The 20,544-nt window shown below is 58.5% G+C and carries 18 protein-coding genes and 1 pseudogene; 15 read left to right on the forward strand and 4 right to left on the reverse strand.

Annotated features, from left to right (window positions below):
* Nucleotides 1-103 precede the first annotated feature (103 nt).
* Entirely contained in the window at nt 104-874 is a 771-nt protein-coding gene (locus CN673_RS21620) for an IclR family transcriptional regulator (protein ID WP_099865568.1), read from the reverse strand.
* A gap of 176 nt (nt 875-1,050) precedes the next feature.
* Here CN673_RS21620 and CN673_RS07435 point away from each other — a divergent pair, with 176 nt between their 5' ends.
* From CN673_RS07435 to CN673_RS07460, 6 genes are all read left to right on the forward strand, one after another.
* A complete protein-coding gene (locus tag CN673_RS07435) occupies nt 1,051-2,679 on the forward strand; it encodes a GMC family oxidoreductase (RefSeq protein ID WP_099865670.1) in 1,629 nt (542 codons plus the stop codon).
* 170 nt (nt 2,680-2,849) lie between these two features.
* Nucleotides 2,850-3,410, forward strand: coding sequence for a TRAP transporter small permease subunit (locus tag CN673_RS07440; RefSeq protein WP_099865569.1), 561 nt, complete (start codon nt 2,850-2,852; stop codon nt 3,408-3,410).
* Nucleotides 3,407-4,723: a TRAP transporter large permease gene (locus CN673_RS07445; RefSeq protein ID WP_099865570.1), complete on the forward strand. Its 1,317-nt coding sequence runs from the start codon at nt 3,407-3,409 to the stop codon at nt 4,721-4,723. The genes CN673_RS07440 and CN673_RS07445 overlap by 4 nt, the downstream gene beginning before the upstream one ends.
* A 66-nt stretch (nt 4,724-4,789) precedes the next feature.
* Complete coding sequence (locus CN673_RS07450) at nt 4,790-5,902, forward strand: TRAP transporter substrate-binding protein (protein ID WP_099865571.1); 1,113 nt, start codon at nt 4,790-4,792, stop codon at nt 5,900-5,902.
* 989 nt (nt 5,903-6,891) lie between these two features.
* Entirely contained in the window at nt 6,892-8,235 is a 1,344-nt protein-coding gene (locus CN673_RS07455) for a sensor histidine kinase (RefSeq protein ID WP_198585928.1), read from the forward strand.
* Complete coding sequence (locus CN673_RS07460) at nt 8,225-8,875, forward strand: response regulator (RefSeq protein WP_099865573.1); 651 nt, start codon at nt 8,225-8,227, stop codon at nt 8,873-8,875. The genes CN673_RS07455 and CN673_RS07460 overlap by 11 nt, the downstream gene beginning before the upstream one ends.
* Nucleotides 8,876-8,879: 4 nt before the next feature.
* Here CN673_RS07460 and CN673_RS07465 read toward each other — a convergent pair whose 3' ends face one another.
* Nucleotides 8,880-9,248: a hypothetical protein gene (locus CN673_RS07465; protein WP_099865574.1), complete on the reverse strand. Its 369-nt coding sequence runs from the start codon at nt 9,246-9,248 to the stop codon at nt 8,880-8,882.
* Between the two features lie 207 nt (nt 9,249-9,455).
* Nucleotides 9,456-9,689, reverse strand: coding sequence for a hypothetical protein (locus CN673_RS07470; protein ID WP_099865575.1), 234 nt, complete (start codon nt 9,687-9,689; stop codon nt 9,456-9,458).
* Nucleotides 9,690-10,227: 538 nt separating this feature from the next.
* Here CN673_RS07470 and mbhE point away from each other — a divergent pair.
* The 9 genes from mbhE to CN673_RS07520 are packed head-to-tail and all read left to right on the forward strand — an operon-like array spanning nt 10,228 to nt 19,429.
* Nucleotides 10,228-12,453: a hydrogen gas-evolving membrane-bound hydrogenase subunit E gene (mbhE, locus tag CN673_RS07480; protein WP_245409814.1), complete on the forward strand. Its 2,226-nt coding sequence runs from the start codon at nt 10,228-10,230 to the stop codon at nt 12,451-12,453.
* 3 nt (nt 12,454-12,456) lie between these two features.
* Nucleotides 12,457-12,861, forward strand: a complete 405-nt coding sequence (locus CN673_RS07485) for an MnhB domain-containing protein (RefSeq protein WP_099865578.1) — start codon at nt 12,457-12,459, stop codon at nt 12,859-12,861.
* Nucleotides 12,858-13,244 (forward strand): NADH-quinone oxidoreductase subunit K, encoded by a 387-nt coding sequence (locus CN673_RS07490; RefSeq protein WP_099865579.1) that lies wholly within the window; start codon nt 12,858-12,860, stop codon nt 13,242-13,244. The genes CN673_RS07485 and CN673_RS07490 overlap by 4 nt, the downstream gene beginning before the upstream one ends.
* Nucleotides 13,237-14,754: a Na+/H+ antiporter subunit D gene (locus CN673_RS07495; protein ID WP_099865580.1), complete on the forward strand. Its 1,518-nt coding sequence runs from the start codon at nt 13,237-13,239 to the stop codon at nt 14,752-14,754. Before CN673_RS07490 ends, CN673_RS07495 begins: the two co-directional genes overlap by 8 nt.
* Complete coding sequence (locus CN673_RS07500; protein WP_099865581.1) at nt 14,751-15,089, forward strand: Na+/H+ antiporter subunit E; 339 nt, start codon at nt 14,751-14,753, stop codon at nt 15,087-15,089. Before CN673_RS07495 ends, CN673_RS07500 begins: the two co-directional genes overlap by 4 nt.
* Nucleotides 15,086-15,382 (forward strand): MrpF/PhaF family protein, encoded by a 297-nt coding sequence (locus tag CN673_RS07505; protein ID WP_099865582.1) that lies wholly within the window; start codon nt 15,086-15,088, stop codon nt 15,380-15,382. The genes CN673_RS07500 and CN673_RS07505 overlap by 4 nt, the downstream gene beginning before the upstream one ends.
* Nucleotides 15,379-16,623, forward strand: coding sequence for a monovalent cation/H(+) antiporter subunit G (mnhG, locus tag CN673_RS07510; RefSeq protein ID WP_099865583.1), 1,245 nt, complete (start codon nt 15,379-15,381; stop codon nt 16,621-16,623). Before CN673_RS07505 ends, mnhG begins: the two co-directional genes overlap by 4 nt.
* Nucleotides 16,624-16,662: 39 nt before the next feature.
* A complete protein-coding gene (locus CN673_RS07515) occupies nt 16,663-18,102 on the forward strand; it encodes a sensor histidine kinase (RefSeq protein ID WP_099865584.1) in 1,440 nt (479 codons plus the stop codon).
* Nucleotides 18,095-19,429, forward strand: a complete 1,335-nt coding sequence (locus tag CN673_RS07520) for a sigma-54-dependent transcriptional regulator (protein ID WP_099865585.1) — start codon at nt 18,095-18,097, stop codon at nt 19,427-19,429. The genes CN673_RS07515 and CN673_RS07520 overlap by 8 nt, the downstream gene beginning before the upstream one ends.
* A gap of 162 nt (nt 19,430-19,591) precedes the next feature.
* Here CN673_RS07520 and CN673_RS21290 read toward each other — a convergent pair.
* Nucleotides 19,592-20,373: pseudogene (locus CN673_RS21290) on the reverse strand (transposase); the annotation flags it as partial.
* Nucleotides 20,374-20,544 lie beyond the last annotated feature (171 nt).

Here is a 20,544-nt window from a genome sequence, read left to right on the forward strand (position 1 = left end):
ATGCGGCATCCGCCGCGAACGCGTGCGGGTCGTATCACCTGTCCCGCGAAACCCGAGGCCGGGGCCCTGCCATATCTTGAGCGTGCTTACCCGCCGTACAGAGTCAGTCTTCTGAGAAACTTAACTGCGAAAGCTCATTCGCTGCATTTCGCAATTGCGGCAGATAGGATAGCGCCTTTGCCGCGTCGAACCGCTGAACCGGGGCATGAAAGGAAAGCGTTGCAAAGAGCCGGCCGTGGCTATCCTCAATCGGAACGGCAATGGCAATCATGCCGTCCATGAATTCCTCGTTGTCCGTAGCATAACCGTTCTCTCGGATCTCTTGGATCGCGCTGCGAAGTCGGTCAGGTTCACTGATGCTTCTGCTTGTTCGTGCCCGCATATCGGCATTTGCAAGATACCGATCCAGATGCGGCTCGGGCAGCGATGAAAGGTACATCTTGCCGCTCGCAGTGCAGTAGAATGGCACCCGTGTTCCCGATGGCAACTGAATGCGAAGGGGCCATTCGGTTTCGACACGTTCGAGATAGACCATCATGTCGCGCTCCGGCAGAGCAATGTTGCAGGTTTCGCCAACCTCACTTGCCAGCCGTGTCAGGATGGCGAGCCGCGCAGTGCGAATTCGCAAAGATGACATGATCCCGCCAGCAAGCTCACGCGCCCGCCTGCCGGCTGAATACGACCGTCCGTCGATGTCCCTTTGGACGAAGCCCTCTTCTTCCAGCGTCGCGAACAACCGATGGATTGTTGGCTTGGGTAAGCCAAGCACGCGGTTAACGTCGCTCGGCGTCACAGGAACGCCGGCTTTTGCCATTTCCTCCAACACAAGAAGCAGACGCAAATTGGTCGGGATTGCGGGCGGGGCTTCGTTCATCACCACTCCTGGCAAGCGACATCTCCAATCGAGGCCTTCTCCTACGGCAAGCCGAGATAAGCATCAACGGCCCATTGTTCAGCTATCCGGCCGACTCGATCGCTTAAAATGATACTTGATGTCTCATTTATTATCGCGATAATCCCATGCTGATCAGAGGGAAGCGGGATGGGAACATGAGGGCTGATTATGTGATCGTCGGCGCAGGCTCGGCGGGATGCGTTCTCGCCAGCCGCTTGACCGAAGACACCGAAACTCGCGTCATTTTGCTGGAAGCTGGTGGGCGGGACTGGAACCCGTGGATCCACATCCCCGTCGGCTACTTCAAGACCATGCACAACCCTTCGGTCGACTGGTGCTACAAGACCGCTCCATGCGCGGGCTTGAACAACCGACAACTTGACTGGCCGCGCGGCAAGGTGCTCGGCGGATCGTCGTCGCTCAACGGCCTGCTCTACGTCAGAGGCCAGCCACAGGACTATGATCGGTGGCGACAGATGGGACTGGAAGGATGGGGGTGGTCGGACGTTCTGCCATTGTTCAAGCGTTCGGAGCGCCAGGAGCGGGGGGCTGACGAGTTTCACGGGGCGGAGGGTGAGTTGGCGGTCTCGAACATGCGGCTCAAGAGGCCGATCTGCGACGCATGGGTCGAGGCAGCCCAAGAATCCGGTTACGCATTCAATCCTGACTACAACGGCGCCACGCAGGATGGGGTAGGCTACTTTCAGCTCACTGCAAGACATGGACGCCGCTGCAGTGCCGCGGTTGCGTTTCTCAATCCTGCTCGCCGCAGGAGCAATCTGAAGATCATTACAAGAGCCCATGCCACCCGAATCCTGATCGAGGCCGGGCGCGCAGTTGGTGTGTCTTATCGAGATCGCTCCGGTGAAGAACGGCGTGTCTATGCCGATGGCGAAGTCGTTCTCTCCTCTGGCGCCATCGGTTCACCGCAGATCCTCATGCTCTCGGGTATCGGCGAAGCGTCTCAGTTGCGCCGGCACGGCATCGAGGTCTTTGCCAATCTACCGGGGGTCGGGCAAAATTTGCAGGATCATCTCCAGGCACGACTCGTTTTCCAATGCCACGAGCCAACCCTCAATGACGAGGTGCGCGGTCTCGCCAGCCGCATCCAGATCGCCCTGAAATATGCCGTGTCACGTTCAGGTCCGATGGCGATGGCAGCCAGTCTAGCGACAGGCTTCCTGAGAACGGCTTCACGTGTCGAAACACCCGACATTCAGTTTCATGTCCAGCCTTGGTCCGCTGACAGCCCGGGCGAAGGGGTTCACCCATTCTCGGCCTTCACCGTTTCGGTATGCCAACTCAGGCCAGAGAGCCGAGGTACGATCACGCTGCAATCTGCGGATCCAGCTGTTCATCCCCTCATCCAGCCGAATTACCTGGCGACGGAAATTGATCGCAACACACTCGTCGAAGGCATCAAGATCGCGCGCGAGATTTCGCATGCCGAACCGCTGCAGTCCAAGATCCGAAGCGAATATCGACCGGGGGCGAACGTCATCAATGACGCGGAACTTCTGGAATGGGCGCGCAACTCGGCAACGACGATCTATCACCCTACCGGATCCTGCAAGATGGGCACTACCGACGATGCCGTGGTCGACGCGCGCTTGCGGGTCCGTGGCGTTGACGGCCTGCGTGTCGCCGATTGCTCGATCATGCCGGAGATTGTCTCCGGCAATACCAACGCACCGGCAATCATGATCGGCGAAAAAGCCAGCGATTTGATCATCGAGGATCGCCACAGCGTCAGCCGGTCCTCCGCGCTGGCTAACGATGCTTAGAAAACATGGCGGAGTCCGATCATTGCGCTTCGCCGAATTATGGTATTTATTGAGGCAATAAGTCTCATTTTTGGGAGGAGATGAGGATGCACTGCGTACGAATTCCCTGATCGGCCGAACCGCACTTCGCCGCCATCGCGCCAAATGCGCGCCTATCGAGGGGAAATTCCATGCCTATGACACAACTGGACGAAGCGAGATTGAGAAAGGCCGTCGCCATTCTGGATCTGCCGGGCCGGATCGTTGGGAAGGCGGCGGCATGGCTGATCATCCCGATGGTCGGTGCGCTCGCCTACGAAGTGATCGCGCGCTTCGGTTTCAACAGCCCCACAATGTGGGCCTATGACGCGACCTTTATGCTCTACGGCACGCTTTTCATGCTCGGGGCGGCCTATACGCTCGGCCTCGATTCACACGTACGCGCCGATTTCCTGTTCAACGTCCTGTCTCCGCGCTGGCAAGGCCTGATCGACGGATCGTTCACGCTGCTCCTGTTCTTTCCTGCAATGTATTTTTTCACCGTAGCGACGTTTGACTATGCGCTAACATCTTGGATGCGTGGCGAGCGTATCCCGACGAGCCCCATGATGCCCATCGTCTATCCACTGAAGACGGTGATGCCAATAACGGGCGCTCTACTGTTCGTCCAAGGATTCTCCGAGCTTCTGAAGAGCTACTATAGCATCCGCACCAACACGCGCTTCAGGAGCGAAGAGGGGACGACGCTATGAGTGAACCTGTCCTCGGACTCGTATCGCTTGCCGCGATCTTTGTTGGAATCCTGACCGGATATCCAATGGCGTTTACATTCATCTTCATCTCACTGGTATTCGGCTGGATCGGAATGGGGGACCGGGTGATTGCTCTGATGCAATTCCAGTTCTTCTCGCTGATGCGCAACACCACGATGGCAGCCATCCCGCTGTTTCTGTTCATGGGATTTATCCTGGAGCAGTCGGGCCTAATGGAACGAATGTTCAAGGCGCTGCGTCTGTTGCTCGGTCGCGTCCGGGGCTCACTCTATCTGGTAGTGCTGCTGGTGGCGACCGTCTTTGCTGCCGCAACCGGTATCGTGGGAGCCTCGGTCACCGTGCTAGGCGTGATGGCTGCACCCATCATGCAGTCGTCCGGCTACAATACGCGATTGTCGGCAGGCGCGATTGCCGCTGGTGGCACGCTGGGAATTCTCATTCCACCGAGCATCCTCTTGATCGTGATGGGCCCCGTGGTCGGCGTTCCGGTATCTGATCTCTTCACGGCCGCAATCGTGCCGGGCCTTCTACTAGCCAGTCTTTACATCTTTTACACGCTGGTTCGCAGCTACCTCAATCCGGAGCTCGGCCCACCGCTCTCGCACGAGGAGATTCGCCAGACGACTGCAGCAGAAAAGCTGAGGGAATTGCTGCTCGGCATCATCCCCGTCACCGTCGTAATAGCCTTTACACTTGGGCTGATCATCGCGGGGATCGCAACACCCACCGATGCAGCGGCAAGCGGCGCTTTGGCCTCGCTCGTACTAGCCGTGCTCTATCGCAAGCTAGATTGGTCGGCATTCAAGCGATGTGTCTACAACACGGTGGTCATGACCGCCATGATCATGTTTCTCCTGGGCTCGGCCAATTTCTTCGGCGCGGTATTTTCCCGGCTCGGCAGCGGCGATCTCCTGACGGAATACCTGCTTCAATTGCCGTTCTCTCCGACAGTCATGCTGCTGATCATTCTCGGCATCGTCTTTCTCCTCGGCTCACCGCTGGAATGGATCCCCATAGTACTCATCATTGTTCCGATCTTTCTGCCGACCATGATCGAGATGGGATACGACCCGCTATGGTTCAGCATCCTCATCGCCGTGACGCTCCAGACAAGCTGGCTCACACCGCCGATGGCCCTATCGGCCTATTTCCTGAAGGGTGTCGTTCCACAATGGAAGATGAGCGACATTTACGTAGGCATGACGCAATTCGTGGTGCTGCAGCTTTTCGTGGTGCTGCTGCTCGTCTTTTTCCCTGACATCGTTCTTTGGCTGCCTAGGGCGCTGGAATGAGTTTCGTGGCGGGCGTTCAAGAACCGTGACGAAGAGACTGAGAGACTGATCAACGGAGGAAAGATCATGATCATGCAGAAAAGTCTCATCCTGGGAGGTGCGGGAGTGTTGCTCGCTTTGCAAACGGGCGCACTGCAGGCACAGGAAGAAACCCATGAAATGAACATCCAGACAGCCGTGCCGACATCGAGCTTGTACTTCAAACTGCTGGAAGACTTCGCCGCGAGGGTGCAGACGATGTCGGGTGGGCGAATAGAAGTCAAAGTGCTGCCCGATGGCGCGGAGGTTGCCGCATTCGAAATCCTTGACGCGGTCGGAAATTGCGTGGTTGAGGCTGGCTATGCCTGGCCTCACTACTGGTCCGGCATGCATCCTGCCTATGTGCTGTTCTCCAATGTCCCTGCAAGCACAGGCATGGACCAGCAGACCTTGATGTCATGGTATTACAGCGGAGAAGGACAAGCGCTTTACACCGAATTGACTCAAGAAATCATGGGCATAAACGTCGTGCCGTTCCTCATGCAGCCGATGGGGCCGGATCCGCTCGGTTGGTTCTCCAAACCATTCGAGAACATGGAGGAATTCCGCAGCATCAAATACCGATCGCCACCGGGCATCGCTGGCCAGACTTACAATGCGATGGGTGTGCCCGCGGTGGCAATGCCTGGCGGTGAGATCGTCCCTGCCGCACAGCGTGGGACGATCGATGCAGCCGAGTGGATTGGCCCGGCCGACGATCGCAATCTCGGTCTGGACAGCATCTGGAACTATTATTACCTGCAAGGATTGCATCAGCAGACCGATGTCGGGGAACTCGTTCTGTGCCGCGATTTCTGGGATGATCTTCCAGAAGATCTGCAAGCCATCGTCGAGACGGCCATCATGGCAAATTCGGCAAGGACGCAGGCCGTTAATCTGCACGAGAATGCCAAAGCAGTGCGGGAGTATGAAGAGCAAGGTGTAGAACTGCTTGATACCCCCGACGAATATTACGATCTCTTCATCGAGGCCCAGAACGAAGTGGTTCAGGAATATCTGGCCAATGACGAATTCTTCGCCAAGGTCTACAACTCGCAAGCCGATTTTGCCGAACTCGTCTATCCGTATCATTCGCGGATTCAGAAACTATTCGGTGAGGTCGTGAACGGTGCCGAGCGCCTGCGCGGCTCCGGCGAATAGCGCACCATTTAATCCTGACATTATCGACGGTCCGCTGATGCCTTAGCGGGCCGGCCGTCTGATCCGACAGAACGAAGAGGCGACCTCAGTATGATTGCTGGAAGGGGTCGTGCATTGCGCGCCAGATTCATCCGGCTTGATTGCTTCATTCATCAGAGATCTGTTGCCGCCTTGCCCGCACTGCACTGCACTGACGTCAAAGAACTTGTATCGAACCCACCCGTATGCGCCATCCGCGGCAATATCGATGTCGAGCCGTGGGCGGCGCAACTATGGAGTTCGACCCTACCAAGACCACGCTCGTTAGAAGTATCACCTTGTGCTCGACGGCATCTGCCTGAAATGACGAAAGTCTGCATTTCTCGGCGGCAAGCCTCACAACTGTCCGTCTCGATTGCAATCCGTTTCAGTCGTTGGCTTTCGCCCAACCAATCGCACTTGACCAATGACCTCCTCAGGCATTTATGAGGCCGAAACCCGTCAGTCCGGTTTCGGCAGGCCTCCTCGGGAAGCGGTCGTTGAATTACTGACACCCTCAAGATGGCGTCAATATTCCCAAACTTGGCGTTCGCGGGGCCTGTGGGTTCGGCATGTTCGAGGGCCCGATATGTTAAGCAGCTTGGACGGGTGGAACGTCCTCAAAGGCAGCGACTCTTGCGCTGGCGCCTCAGCGAAATGGAGCTATGCCCAGCAGCCCGCTAGCCGCAGTTCAAAATCAGTCGGTTCGACAACCGAACACTCCTCCCCCTCAACGCGCCTCCCGCGCCGAACTGCGGCTGTGCTTTATGTTGTCAAGACTTCCGTTAGCCCTATCCGCACGAAACCGGCAAGGAGACGGACTGTTCGGACTTTGGTCGATTGGCAAAGACGCCGTTCGGTGCGATTCATTCCGCATGGCTTCCCTTGCCCATCGGCTCCGGCTCGCCGCGGCCGCGCGCCTTGATCGTCTGAGCCTTTCAGCGCGCTTCGCCCTGACCGGCAGCGTGGTGATGATCGTTGCAATGGTCACGATCGGCTCGTGGGTTACGGCCCGTATCAGCAGCGACGTGGTGGAGAGCACTGCCTCAGCCACCGCTCTCCTGATGGACAGCATCATTGCACCTCTCTCCCAAGAACTCGAGGAGAACGACCAGCTATCGATAGGCCCTGTGCGGGCGCTGGAAGAAATCCTGACCGCAAGTGTGTTGGGCGAGAGAGTACTTTCAATCAAGATATGGAAGCCTGGCGGCCTAGTCGCGTATGCGACCGATCCTGGACTGGTCGGCGCATCCTTTCCTCTCAATGAAAGCGCTCAGCGCGCGCTCGCCGGCGAGATTGTCTCCGAGCTCGACCAGGTAGGTGATGCAGAAAGCACGCGCGAGTCCGCATTTGGCAAACCGCTGCTCGAAATCTATTCGCCGATCCGCCGGCACTGGACCGGCGAGATCATTGCGGTAGTCGAGTTTTATGAAGACGCAACAGCACTCTCGGCAAGCCTCGCCCGAGCGCGTGTCCAGAGCTGGGCGATCGTTTCGGCAACAACCTTGTTGATCGGGATCGCGTTATTCGGTGTGGTCCAGCGGGGGAGCGTCATGATAGCTCGGCAGCGGGCTGAACTCGAGGGTCGCATACGCGAGAGCGAGCGGCTTGCCGCGCAGAATGCCGCGCTTCGCACCGGAGTCGAACACGCCTCCGGCCGGGTCACGGAACTGAACGAACAGTTTCTTCATCGCCTTGGCGCCGACCTCCACGACGGCCCCGCTCAGCTGATCGGCCTTGCGCTTCTTCGCGCGTCGAGCATCGCGGAGTCCAAACGGATAGAGACCCGACGCCGCGAGGCCGCCGCCATGACGACAGCACTTCGCGACGCCATGACCGACATACGCAACATCTGCGCCGGCCTCTCTCTGCCTGAGGTGGAAAGTCTATCCGCAGAGGAAGCGGTTAAGCTGATGGTATCCAACCACGAGCAACGCACCGGTACGTCCGTGGCGCTGTCGCTGGACGCTGCCGTCGCGGAGCTTTCGCTGCCGGGCAGGATTTGTGTATCGCGCCTGGTTCAAGAAGGATTGAACAATGCGGTCCGCCATGCCAACGGAATTGGCCAGCGGGTCTGGCTGATCGCACGCGAGGGAGTGATGGAGGCAGGTGTCGCTAGTCGCATTCCTTCCACCGACAGGCCGTCGGTCACTCATCGAGGTGGATTGGGCCTTCAAGGCCTGAAAGAGCGAGTTCGCAGCCTCGGCGGCTCATTCGCAGTCACCGAAGCGGACGGTGAAATGATGATCTCGATGTCGATGCCGCTCGGCAGCGTCGGCGACGCGCGCAAGGGAGTGCGAGCGAATGCAGATTGAGCCGGCATCGGTCATTGTCATCGATGATCACCCTCTTTACCGGGACGGCGTGATTCGAAGCCTTGAGGAAAGCGGTTTCACCGTGGTCGCGCAAGGAGCGTCGGCGGAAGAAGCCTGCACGCTTTGCGCGGAACATCGTCCGGCGATCGTGCTTCTCGACATCTCGATGCCTGGCGGAGGTGTCGAGGCCGCTCGCCGGATTGGTTCCGAAGTCAAGGGCACGCGCATGATCATGCTCACCGTCTCGGAAAGCAATGACGACATCATGCGTGCCTTGGATGCGGGCGCCAGCGGATATGTCCTTAAGGGCGTTTCGGCCGCCGAACTCGCTCAAATCGTCCGCAGTGTCGCAAATGGCGAATCCTACATCACACCTACGCTCGCTGCCCGGATCCTCAAGACCATGAAGCCGGCTGGCAGCGGAACGCAAGCGCTCGAGGAAGCAGCGCTCACGACCCGCGAGGAACAAATCCTCTGGCTAGTCGCAGACGGATTGAGCAACAAGGAAGTAGGACGCCGGCTCCGGTTACAGGAAAAGACCGTTAAGCACTACATGACGAACGTTCTCCAGAAACTGCAAGTCCGTAACCGCACGGAAGCTGCGATCAAGGCGCGGGCAATGCGTGAGGTAAAGTCTTGACCAATTAAGGCAGAAGCGCCCGCAGCCGCCGGTGGTCAATTGTGCGGGCCGGCCGCGACAGAACGACCGAACCACGCCGGTCGCGCAGCACGTAACGGGTCCCGACAATTGCCTCCGACCATCCGTCGCTGTAGCGCACCTTCATGCCACCTTGATCCTGTTCAGTCTCAGTCACGCCGCCATGGCTCCTGACCATGTCGACAAAGCGGCTGATCGACGCATTCTCGCTTGAATCCTGGTTGTCATCCCCATCGTCGTGTCCATGATGACCGCCCTCGTCCCCGCCGTGGCCGCCCCCGCCGTGGTCGCCGCCGCCATCATCGCCACCGCCTCGTCCGCCCTCACCATCCTTGGCGAAGGCAGGTCCGGACATAGAAAAGGGACCGGCCGCAAACGCGTACACTCCGAGCCAGAGAATGACGGCTACGGAACGTAGCGGGCACGTCACGCGGGATATGTGCATTAACCTGGTCAACACGGGACAGTCGGTTTTCGGGACCCTCACTTTAGCATGCGCCGGCGGCAGTGTCGCCGGACCAAAGTCCAACGATCCTTTGCCGCCGCCGCAAGCCACCTCATATCACCGGTGGTTCGGACCGTCGTCGTGGCCGCCGCGCCCCTTGCCCCCCCTGCCCCCTCTGCCGCCGCCGTTGTCGTCGCCCGGACCGTCGTCCGCACCGTGTTTGGCAAAGGCCGAAGCGCTTTTCAGCGTACCGGTCGTCACGTCGAAGGACACTGGTGCGGCTGCGAATGCTACGCCTAGAGCGAAGGCCATGCATGCGGCGCCGAGTTTGGTAATACCAAGTGCGTTCATTGTCTCGTCTCCTTGATGATCCGCTCCATGCGGATGAGGAAACCTTAAGGGGCGGACGGATGATTGCCGATCCGGCCGAGACCAATGCCGGACGGGTCGGACTTCAGACCGGGAGTTGCCCGCCTTTGGTCCAACCCGGCCACGCACCGGCGCCGACCCAAGCTTCAGCGAAGAATGCCGAAACGGACGCATGTTCCGCGGCCTCGCAGTGGCACACCGCATCATCGACTTGTGGAAGGTCTACGACAACGAGCATCGGCAGAACACGAGCTTGCGCGGCCACACCCAAACGAGCGTCATCATTTTCGTGTCCGGACTTCTGAACGTATTGTCGCGGTTTCCGAACATGAACCGAAACAATCATCGCTTAACCCGCTGCGATTTGGGAGGTGCCAAATTGGCACGCTGCTTGCTGGGACATGACTGACGCAGAATGGAGTCGGTTTTGATCTTTGCTTGGAGCATCCTGGGCGCCATGGGCGCCGCCTTCTTGGCCTGGCCGCTATCGCAGGTATTGCCTCGCTTGTCGGGATGGATTTTGAGCCTCGCTCCCCTCTCCATCTTCTTCCTCCTGTTGGGTGAGATCGGTTCAGTGAGCGATGGCGCCGCGCACGTGAAATCGTTCGCGTGGGTACCATCGCTGAACATTGAGCTCGCGTTCCGGCTGGATGGGTTCTCGCTGCTGTTCGCTCTCCTGATCTCAGGCATCGGCACACTCGTGACGATTTATGCGGGCAGTTACTTCAACGGCAAGTCGACGGCCGACAAGGGACGCTTCCTCAGCCTGATCCTAGCTTTCATGGCCGCGATGCTCGGCACCGTGCTGTCCGACAATCTGATCGTCATGTTTGTATTCTGGGAACTGACGAGCTTGATCTCCTTCCTCTTGATCGGATTTGACGGAGAGAAATCTGAGGCGCGCGCGTCGGCGTTGCAATCGCTCATCGTGACCGCAGGCGGAGGTCTGGTTCTCTTCGCTGGTATCGTGCTGATCGGCATCACACTCGACACGTTTTCGGTGAGCGAGGTGCTGGAACGCGCGGGCGAACTCGTAGCAAGCCAGCTGGCCGGCGTCATCGCGGCATGCGTGATCGTGGGCGCATTCACCAAGTCAGCACAGTTCCCATTTCACTTCTGGCTTCCGAACGCCATGGCGGCCCCGACGCCCGCCTCCGCCTACCTCCACTCCGCGACGATGGTGAAGCTTGGGGTCTTTCTTCTGGCTCGCTTCGATCAGGTCTTCGCAACTCTGCCGGGTTTCGGCGAAACACTGGTGGTAGCCGGATCGATCACCATGCTGGTTTCCGGCCTCAAGGCGATCAGAGCCGAAAGCTTCAAGGCCATACTGGCCCAATCGACGGTCGCCTCACTCGGCATTCTTGTCATGTTGATCGGCCTCGACAGCGAAGTGGCGGCCGTCGCGACGGTCGGGTTCATCCTCGCACATGCCTTATACAAAGCCGCCCTGTTCTTCTGCGCCGGCACGGCGATCCACGCGACCGGTGAAGCGCGGCTGGCGAATTTGCGCGGCCTCGGCCGTGCACTGCCCTTCACCGCAATTGCAACCATCCTGGCTAGCCTCAGCATGGCCGGCCTGCCACCGTTCGTTGGCTTTATCTCAAAAGAGTATCTTTTCGAGGCGCAACTCGACAGCAGTTGGGCAATTTTCCCGGTCGTCGTTGCAGTCATTGTGAACGCGGTCATGGTTGGCGTCGCAGGCGTCGTCTCCATCCGGCCGTATTATTGGCCGACGAAGACTCCGACGGTCGTCGAGCACGGCGAAACACCTGGCATGCTGGTTGGGCCGATGGCGCTTGCCGGCTTTGGCATACTGATCGGACTGTTCCCCGCCATCGTGGCCGGAACCGTCATTGCACCGGCAGCATCGGCCCTTCGCGGCGAGCAAATCGAGGTCTCGTTCGGGCTTTGGCACGGACTGACACCGATGCTTGCGCTCAGCGTCATAGTAGTCGTCATAGGCAGCGTCATTGCCATATGGTGGGAAGCGATTCATCGCCGCCTCGCGCAATACGACCGCTTCTTTTCACTGCTTGGGGATCGCTTCTATCGTTCCGCAATCGACAGTACTCTTGCTCTAGCTGCCTCGTCGACCAAATTGCTGCAAAACGGCGATCAGCGCAGGTATACGGCGGTGGTAGTCCTCACGGTGACAGCGGCGCTGGCGGCCGCCTTCGTCTCCATGCCGGATTTTGCATTCCTCGCTGCCGAGGGCGACATCCGCTTTGCCGTCGTCGCTGTTCTTGCCCTAATGGTACTCGGGGCAATCGCGACCGCGCTTGTTCGATCGTTGATCGCAGGATTGGTCGCCTCCGGGCTTGTCGGCTTCGGTACGGCAGTCCTCTTCATGATGCACGGTGCTCCCGATCTCGCTCTCACCCAGATCGCCGTAGAAACGTTACTCGTCGTCCTACTGACCGCTGTTCTGCTGCGCCTACCAGCGCGCCGCCGCCACTCCCGAACGGGTGGAGAGCGTAATCGTGACGCCGTACTGGCCCTGGGGTTCGCGCTCATGATTTTCGTTGCACTGGCAAGTGTGGGCGTCTCTCCGATCGATCTTCGGCTTTCGGAGTATTTCGCCAATGCGAGCTACGTCGAAGCCTACGGCCGCAACGTGGTCAACGTCATTCTCGTCGACTTCCGCGCAATCGATACGCTCGGCGAAATCGCCGTCGTCGCCTTCGCCACAGTCGCGGCATGGGGACTTCTGCGCGGACCGGCCAAACTGATCAGGACGAAGGATTAGCCCATGTCCCTCATCTTCACCACCATGACGCGCATCTTCTTCATCCTGCTGCTCGTCGCATCCATCTTCATGCTCTTTCGCGGACATAACAATCCGGGCGGCGGCTTCATCGGAGGATTGTTCGCCGCGCTTGCGTTCGCACTTCTAGCGCTGTCCGACAGCGTCGACACTGCGCGCCGTGCACTTATGGTCCACCCAATCACCCTGTTGGGACTCGGCCTCCTGCTGGCTCTGCTTAGCGGGCTCCCAGGTCTATTCTCCGACTCCTCCTTTCTTCGCCATTGGTGGACAAGCATCGGCGCCTTGCATGTCGGCACCGCAACGATCTTCGATGTTGGCGTATTTCTCGTCGTTATCGGAGGCGTCCTCAGCTTGGTGTTCCGGTTCTACCAGGAGGAACCTGCATGAGCCTCATCTATGCATTCTCAGTATCGGCACTGATGGGGGTCGGCATCTATCTGATGCTATCGCGTCATCTGATGCGCATGCTTTTTGGCGTTGTCATCCTGTCGACCGCGGCGAACCTACTGATCTTCGTGTCCGGCGGCCTGCAGGCGGTGGCCCCTCCCATCATCCAAGGCGACATGAATATCCTAGGCGAGACCGCGGCCAATCCGCTCCCTCAGGCTCTCATACTCACGGCAATCGTCATTGGGTTCGCGCTTGTCGCGTTTGCCGCAGCACTGGTGCTGAAGGCCTATGGAACCATTGGCTCGGTCTTCACAGACGATCAGAACGACGCCGAGCGCCTCGGGTCACCGTTCTACGAAGAGGGACCGCGCAATGGTTGATTTCATCCGTGAGACCATCATCCTGTGGCCTGTTGCGATACCGCTCGCCGCGGCCGCCTTCGCAGCAGCCCTCAGCGGTCGTCACGGCTTGCAGCGAGTCGTCACGCTCGGCGCCGTCATAATGACGTTCGCCGCATCGTTGCTGCTGCTTTCGATCGTCTTGTCAGAAGGCATGGTAGCCAAGGAGTTCGGTGGCTGGCGTGCGCCATTTGGAATCGTGTTCATGGCCGATTCCTTCAGTGCGGCGATGGTCACCATCGCCAACCTACTGGCGCTCTGCGCAATAATTTTCGCGCAAACGGAACTGCGACCACGCCAGATCGAGGCGGGATTCCATCCTCTGTTCCAAGGATTGATGGTTGGCGTCAACGGGGCATTTCTGACCGGCGACATCTTCAATCTTTACGTCTGGTTTGAGGTGATGCTGATCACAACGCTGGGCTTGATCACGCTCGACCGCACGCGCGCCCAGATCGATGGCGCCATCAAGTACGCAATACTCAACCTGATCTCGACGATCCTGTTTCTCATGGCCATCGGGCTTTTGTACGGGGCGACAGGCACACTCAACATGTCCGATCTCGCCCGTGTCTTGCCGGAAACACAAGCATCGGCCGCGCTGACGATCTCGGCCATGATGTTCCTTGTCGCGTTTGGGATCAAATCGGGGTTCTTCCCGATGTTCTTCTGGCTGCCAAGTTCCTACCATACGGCGTCGATCATAGTGTCAGCGGTCTTCGCTGGGCTTTTGACCAAGGTCGGCATTTACGCGCTGTTCAGGGTATTTACGCTGCTATTCGATATCGACGACGGCGCCTATAAGCCTTTAATGGCGTTTTTCGCCGCTGGAACGATGATCTTCGGTGTGTTCGGTGCAGCCGTACAGTGGGATGTCAGACGGATTCTGTCATTCCACATCATCAGCCAAATCGGCTACATCATGCTCGGTCTGGCAGTGGCGACGCCGCTCGCACTTGCTGGCGCTGTCTTCTATATCTTCCACCACATAATTGTGAAGGCGAACCTATTCTTCATCGCTGGCGCTATTTGGCGCGCGACGGGAACGTTTGATCTGCGCCAATGCGGCGGATTGATAAAGCAATCCCCTTACCTCACGCTCCTCTTTGCCATCCCGGCTCTTTCGCTCGCGGGCATCCCGCCGCTCTCAGGTTTCTGGGCAAAATTCATGATGATCGACGCTTCCTTCCGAGGCGATGCCGGTTGGCTCGCCGCGGTAGCGCTTTTCGTCGGTCTCCTGACCATCTTCTCCATGTCGAAAATATGGCTTGAAGCATTCTGGAAGAATCCCCCTAGGCCGATCCATTACCGCCCCGTCCCTGTTACCGTTACGGTTCCGATCGTAACCTTGTGCATCATCACGCTTACGATCGGCTTCGCACCGGATGCGTTGGTTCGATTCTCGCAAAGAGCGGCCACGGATATGGCTGACAGGCAAGCCTTTATCGCTCTTTTCTTTGACGACACCGACATAGCGGAGGTCAACCAATGACTAATCTGCCCTCTCGCTTAGGCCGTTCGTCGGTTCTCTTCGCGATATTCGTCAAGGAACTGGTTCTCTCTTCTGTCACGGTTGCACGGCAAGTCCTCTTCATGCCTTCGACCCTTGAACCCGCAATCATCGAAGTGCCGATTGAACTGCGCACTAAGACCGGCGCAACCATGCTCGCCAACTGCGTCACGCTGACACCGGGCACGACATCGCTTCATGTCAGCGAGGATTTGAAGAGCCTTTATGTGCATGTCCTCCACGCGCCAGATCGCGAGGCAGTGGCTGCCGGCATCAAGAACACCTTCGAAGCACGCATCAAGGAGATTGAGGCATGATGCAGTTCATCGACGACGGGCTGACCACAGTCGCCGCCATTTTCATATTGATATTGATGGTTCCATTCGGGATGGCAGCACTCCGGATGCTGACTGGTCCGGGTTACGCCGACCGATTTGTCGCTCTCGACATGCTGACCGGCGTTGCGGTCGCAATCGCCGCCCTGACCATGATCACCACCGGTCGTAGTGAATTTCTCGACATCGCCCTCGGCATCGCACTGATCGGCTTTATCGCAACGTGCTCACTATCGGCATTGCTGGAAAGGAAAACTCGGAGCCCGCAAAGATGATCCTCGTTCTATCCATCCTCCTGAAACTGGCCGGGGTCGTCTTTCTGGTTCTAGCCGCGCTAGGCGTAATGCGGTTCTCCGATCCGTTTCAGCGCATGCACGCCGCCACGAAGGCCGGGACATTGGGCGCTGGGCTGGTGGTCGCCGGCGCGATCGTGGCACAAGGAGAAGTATCGGCGACCATAACCGGCGCACTGACGATTGTTTTCTTGCTGCTGTCGGCTCCGATCGCGGGCCACCTGCTTGGGCGGGCGGCCTACGTTTCCGGAGCCCGTCTCACCTTGGGTTCGAAAGATGCGCTGGCGGGCGTCCTGGAACGCGCATCCACACCTCTCGACGAAAGACTCCACTGGTCGGACTGGACGGTGCAGCAGCCATGCATCAACAACCAGAAGGCTAAGGAGCATCCCCTTGCGAAGAGCGAGGATACGGAGAACCTGAGCGGCCTGAATTCTTTGGAGCGTGTCCGGCTCGCATTGATCTATGATGGCTATGAGGTGGCTGCACCGCGAGCATACCAGTTGGCGAAAGAACGAGGCCTTTCCTTATCTGTGCGCGTACTGATCGACGCGCAGTCCGTTGAAACGGCTGAACACCCTCAGGCGGCCAGGCAACGGACACGCCAGAGAGTCGGTGACGCAATGCACGGTTTTCAAAGGTCAGTGGCCGGTGACCACTTGGTAGAGTTGGCTTATGATGAGGGAGACCCGGAAGAGTTGTTAGCTTGCCGCGACCAGGGCGAAACACTTCTCGTCCTGCCGCATCGTGGGTGGTTTCATCACGGGTTGGAAGTGAAACGACCATTGACCACTTGGACGCCGGACGGACTGCTGCGCCTGCCATCCGTGCATGCTGGACCAGTTCTCTATTGTGCGGCTGAAAAAGCTGGGTCAACCGGCTCCATCGCGATCTGTGATCGGGGCGAAGCGCATCTTCCTGCACTCCTTGACTGGGCGATCGAGTCAGAGCTCTGGCCGGACTCCGAGTTTCACTATGTCGGCACTGACCCGGTTCGTTTCCAGCCTGTGCTGGAACGTCATCGACTGAGCTTTGTACAGACAATACCACCGGCGCCGGACCATTTGTTGCCACCAGCGCTGGGGCACGCGCGCGCTGCCATTGTGGGAGCAACGCCGCGGCCACTGCGCACAGAGTGGTTCGGCATGCACTGGCACAGCCGCTTCGCGTCAACATTTGGCGGGGAAATTCTTGTTCAGGAAGCGCAACGCGACCGATCGTGAATCCTGTTATCTGCGCTGGCAGCACGGTATGACGTCTACATGCTGACAGCCGCCTCGAAGAAACTGCCTCTCACCATCACCCTGCCGATCGGGGTAGCGGTGGCGGTCTTCATCATTGCCATCGGCACCACGCACATCGGTGTATCCGTATTGCGCGCGAGTGGCGAAACGGCGCTGCGTGACCAGGCGGTGGTTTTCCTCGACGCTGTGGCAGGCAATATTGCAGCAGATATCGAGGAAGGGCCAAACGCGGTGCGTCGTCAACTGGAGGCCGCGCATACATTTCGCACGGCGCTGTTGGAAGAAGCCATTGCCCTGCGCTGGCGGAACAGCGGCGGCACATCGCAAACGATCACGCTCGAACGCCGCAGCGCCGATAAGCTGATATCGGCACTAGAGATACATGAGGCGATTCCGCCCGACACCGTTGTCATAGAGGAGATCGATGCAGAGCAGCTCATACTGGTTCTGAAATCTTACAAGTTGAATGATCCTGGGGAATTATCGATCGCGGCCACCTTCGATGCCAGTGGGCTGAATGAAACCGTGACCCGTGCAAACAATTACGCGCTCCTCATTGATACCATGATCGCTCTGTTTGCGGCCGGCATCGTCTATGTCGTTACAAGACGCATGCTCGCACCGTTCGATGCCTTCACGAGACGATTGGCGGGTGAAGACGGGGCACGCTTGCTGCTCATTGACAGCCCCCGAAATAGCGAGATTGCGCGGCTTGAAACGGCGCTGTCCATGCGTGAACGCTCTGAAGAGGAAAGGGCGCGACACCGTGAAAAACTAGCGCAGCGTGAACGGGATGCCCTGCTTGCACGCATGGCAGCCAGCGTCGCCCACGAAGTGCGCAATCCGCTCGCTGGACTTAAGAACTCCATCTCGACGCTCAAGCGATTCGGCGACAGGCCAGAGGTGCGCGACGAGACGGCGGCGATCCTAGAAACAGGATTGGCAAGCATCGAGCGCGTCGTCAATGTGACGTTGTCGACATACCGCCGCCGCTCTGGGACTCGGACGGTGACATCGAAGGAGATCGGTGACATCGACCTCTTGCTGGGCGCACAGGCACGTCACCGCGGTGTCGATCTGATTTGGCGGCTGGATGAGACTCTTACTCTTTTCGTCGATGCTGATGCGCTTCGCCAGATCATCGTCAACCTCCTCCTGAATGCCATCGACGTGACCCCGAAAGGCAAGCGCGTCGTTGTCGAGGCTGGCCGGTCGACGGATGGCCAAGCCTTCATTGCGATAAGCGACACCGGGGAGGGAATGAGCGCCGACATGATCGCCAGCCTTGTATCCGGCGATGTCGACAACGTGCCGGCGGAGCGGGGATTAGGTACCTGGATCGTTTCCAATATGGTTCAAACGATAGGCGCGCGCCTTGCCATTCACAGCAGCAGTGAGAAAGGCACCCGGATCGAGATCATTCTTCCGAGCTCGAGGGAAATCGAAACTGATGACTGACGCCAGCCCGCTTGTCCTGCTGATCGAAGACGACCCGACACTGGCTGGGTCACTTGTGCAGCGATTGAGGCTTGAAAACTTTCGCGTCGAGTGGGCCGCCCGCGCGCGCCAGGCTGGAGAGCTTTTGGCCAAAGTCCGACCTGATGTGATTGTAAGCGATATCCGGCTCCCGGATGGCGATGGCGAGACGCTGATGCGCGAGCATTTTGCCGGTGCCGGCCTGGTGCCGATCATCTTCATGACTGCATATGGTGATATTGATCAGGCGGTGAGGCTCGTTCGTGCCGGCGCGCATGACTATCTGACCAAACCGTTCGAGGTCGATGATCTCGTTGCGCGCTTGAGAGAATTGGCTGCTGTAAGGCACAGGACGGCGCAGACGTCTCTATCGGTTGTGAGCGATGCCATGGCGGAAGTGGATCGCGTGCTGCACCGGGCTGCACCCTCGGAGCTACCGATATTGCTTCTCGGTGAAACAGGAACCGGTAAGGAAGTCGCCGCGCGTCGTATCCATGCTGACAGTCACCGGCGGGACCACCCCTTCGTCGCCGTCAATTGTGGTGCACTTCCGCTGGATCTTGCAGATTCATTGTTGTTCGGTCACGAAAAGGGGGCGTTTACAGGCTCGATCGGTAGCCATCGTGGATATTTTGAGGAAGCCGAGACTGGAACCCTGTTCCTCGATGAAGTCGCGGATCTACCACTGCAGCAACAAGTACGGCTCCTTCGCGTCATTGAAGAGCAGAGTTTTCGCCGGCTCGGCGGCACTGCGACGGTATCATTCCGCGCCCGCATCGTATCCGCCACGAACAGGGATATCGCCATGATGGTGCGCGAAGGCGCATTTCGTGAGGACCTCTGGTACCGGCTCAATGTCATCACATGCAGACTCCCGCCATTGCGTGCTCGCGGTGACGATGGCCTCGCTCTTGCCAGACAGTTCCTCACATCAGTGGCAAAGCGCAACGGAGCCACTGGCCAAGCGCTTTCGCCCGGCGCGGTCACAGCCATCAAGCGACACGCCTGGCCCGGCAATGTCCGCGAATTATTGAACCGTATAGAGCGGGCCTTTGTGCTATCCGAAGAAGCCACATTGGAGGAAGCGGATCTCTTCCCAGATGGCGTGAAAGATTTGACCTCAGGCGAGGAAACGCCGTTCGAGGCAACGTTGGCACATGTGCGGGAAAGCGCCGAACGCGATCACATTCAACGGGCTCTCGAAGCCAATGCGGGCATGATCGCAGAGACGGCTCGACAACTCGGAATATCAAGAACGACACTGTGGGAGAAGATGCGGCGCTACCGACTAAGCTTAGATGAAGAATGACGTCGGTCATCGTCGGCCCACTGGCATTTGGCAGCCAAGTTCGGGCCATTGAAAGATTCTCAGTCCTGCTACCCCTTAGCGAGAGAGACCCTTTGACCTGCCCGCTTGAATGTCCCCTGACGTCAGCTCCATGCCGTTGTCGCTGACAACCATGCAGGGTCAGCCACGCCGTTCGGCGATCGCATCCCGTTCGCGAGCGACACGTTCACCCGAGATCGAGCTGTCGACCACTGTCGCCAGGAACTCCCGGCTGAAGTCGTCGATCACGCACAGGATGCGGACGCGGCGTGCGTCAACCAACGTGTCCGACACGATGTCGAGAGCCCATCTCTGTTCGGGTCCTGCGGGATAGCCATCGGCGCTCTCTTACCCAGAGCCCGTCTGCGTCCGCCACGTTTTCGGATCGTCAGCCGCTCTTCCTTGTAAATCCGGTAGAGCTTCTTCCAGTTTCACCGCGACACCCTCCCGCTTCAAAAGAAGGTGAAGACCGCGATAGCCGAACCGCCGTCGCTCCGATGACATTTCCCGCAAACGGTCTCTCAGGGCAGCATCGTCAGACCGGCTGCATATGTATCGGTAGACACGCGGCGCGATGCCAACCAGGGCACAGGCCCGCCGCTGCGCGTAGCTCTTCTCTTCAATTGCCCAACTCACGGCATTCTTCCTTGCGCCGGGCGTTAGAAGTTTTTTGTCAGCATCTCGCGGAGCGTCGACACATCCATCATCGACTCCGCCAGAAGCTTCTTCAGGCGTACATTCTGCTCCTAAAGTGACTTCAGCCGCTTGGCCCCTGACACCTCCACGCCGCCGAACTTCGCTTTGAACTTGTAAAAGGTCGCGTCCGAGATGCCATACTTGCGGCAGATATCAGCCGTCTTCGCGCCGACCTCCTGCTCCTTCAGCATTCCAATGCTCTGTTCCTCTGTGAACCGTGATGGTCGCATCGTCCGTCTTCGTGAGCGACTGATTCTACCCAAATCTGGAGGAAGTTTAGGGTGTCAGGTCACGAGTGGTACCATGTGGCACCCAAACGCAAACGCCGCCCTGGAGGGCGGCGTTCAAGCGTTTGATAATGTGTAGGATTTGGTTGCGGGGGCAGGATTTGAACCTGCGAC

Source organism: Neopararhizobium haloflavum (genome assembly GCF_002750855.1).
Lineage (GTDB): Bacteria > Pseudomonadota > Alphaproteobacteria > Rhizobiales > Rhizobiaceae > Georhizobium > Georhizobium haloflavum.

What these genes read in the sequence shown, in the direction of transcription:
- CN673_RS07470 (WP_099865575.1), bottom strand. Translation starts at nt 9,689, where the DNA reads ATGAACGCACTTGGTATTACCAAACTCGGCGCCGCATGCATGGCCTTC.
- CN673_RS07440 (WP_099865569.1), top strand. Translation starts at nt 2,850, where the DNA reads ATGCCTATGACACAACTGGACGAAGCGAGATTGAGAAAGGCCGTCGCC.
- CN673_RS07490 (WP_099865579.1), top strand. Translation starts at nt 12,858, where the DNA reads ATGAGCCTCATCTATGCATTCTCAGTATCGGCACTGATGGGGGTCGGC.
- CN673_RS07515 (WP_099865584.1), top strand. Translation starts at nt 16,663, where the DNA reads ATGCTGACAGCCGCCTCGAAGAAACTGCCTCTCACCATCACCCTGCCG.
- CN673_RS07450 (WP_099865571.1), top strand. Translation starts at nt 4,790, where the DNA reads ATGATCATGCAGAAAAGTCTCATCCTGGGAGGTGCGGGAGTGTTGCTC.
- CN673_RS07445 (WP_099865570.1), top strand. Translation starts at nt 3,407, where the DNA reads ATGAGTGAACCTGTCCTCGGACTCGTATCGCTTGCCGCGATCTTTGTT.
- CN673_RS07495 (WP_099865580.1), top strand. Translation starts at nt 13,237, where the DNA reads ATGGTTGATTTCATCCGTGAGACCATCATCCTGTGGCCTGTTGCGATA.
- CN673_RS07520 (WP_099865585.1), top strand. Translation starts at nt 18,095, where the DNA reads ATGACTGACGCCAGCCCGCTTGTCCTGCTGATCGAAGACGACCCGACA.
- CN673_RS07500 (WP_099865581.1), top strand. Translation starts at nt 14,751, where the DNA reads ATGACTAATCTGCCCTCTCGCTTAGGCCGTTCGTCGGTTCTCTTCGCG.
- CN673_RS07465 (WP_099865574.1), bottom strand. Translation starts at nt 9,248, where the DNA reads ATGTCCGGACCTGCCTTCGCCAAGGATGGTGAGGGCGGACGAGGCGGT.
- CN673_RS07505 (WP_099865582.1), top strand. Translation starts at nt 15,086, where the DNA reads ATGATGCAGTTCATCGACGACGGGCTGACCACAGTCGCCGCCATTTTC.
- CN673_RS07460 (WP_099865573.1), top strand. Translation starts at nt 8,225, where the DNA reads ATGCAGATTGAGCCGGCATCGGTCATTGTCATCGATGATCACCCTCTT.
- mnhG (WP_099865583.1), top strand. Translation starts at nt 15,379, where the DNA reads ATGATCCTCGTTCTATCCATCCTCCTGAAACTGGCCGGGGTCGTCTTT.
- CN673_RS07435 (WP_099865670.1), top strand. Translation starts at nt 1,051, where the DNA reads ATGAGGGCTGATTATGTGATCGTCGGCGCAGGCTCGGCGGGATGCGTT.
- CN673_RS07455 (WP_198585928.1), top strand. Translation starts at nt 6,892, where the DNA reads ATGATCGTTGCAATGGTCACGATCGGCTCGTGGGTTACGGCCCGTATC.
- CN673_RS21620 (WP_099865568.1), bottom strand. Translation starts at nt 874, where the DNA reads ATGAACGAAGCCCCGCCCGCAATCCCGACCAATTTGCGTCTGCTTCTT.
- CN673_RS07485 (WP_099865578.1), top strand. Translation starts at nt 12,457, where the DNA reads ATGTCCCTCATCTTCACCACCATGACGCGCATCTTCTTCATCCTGCTG.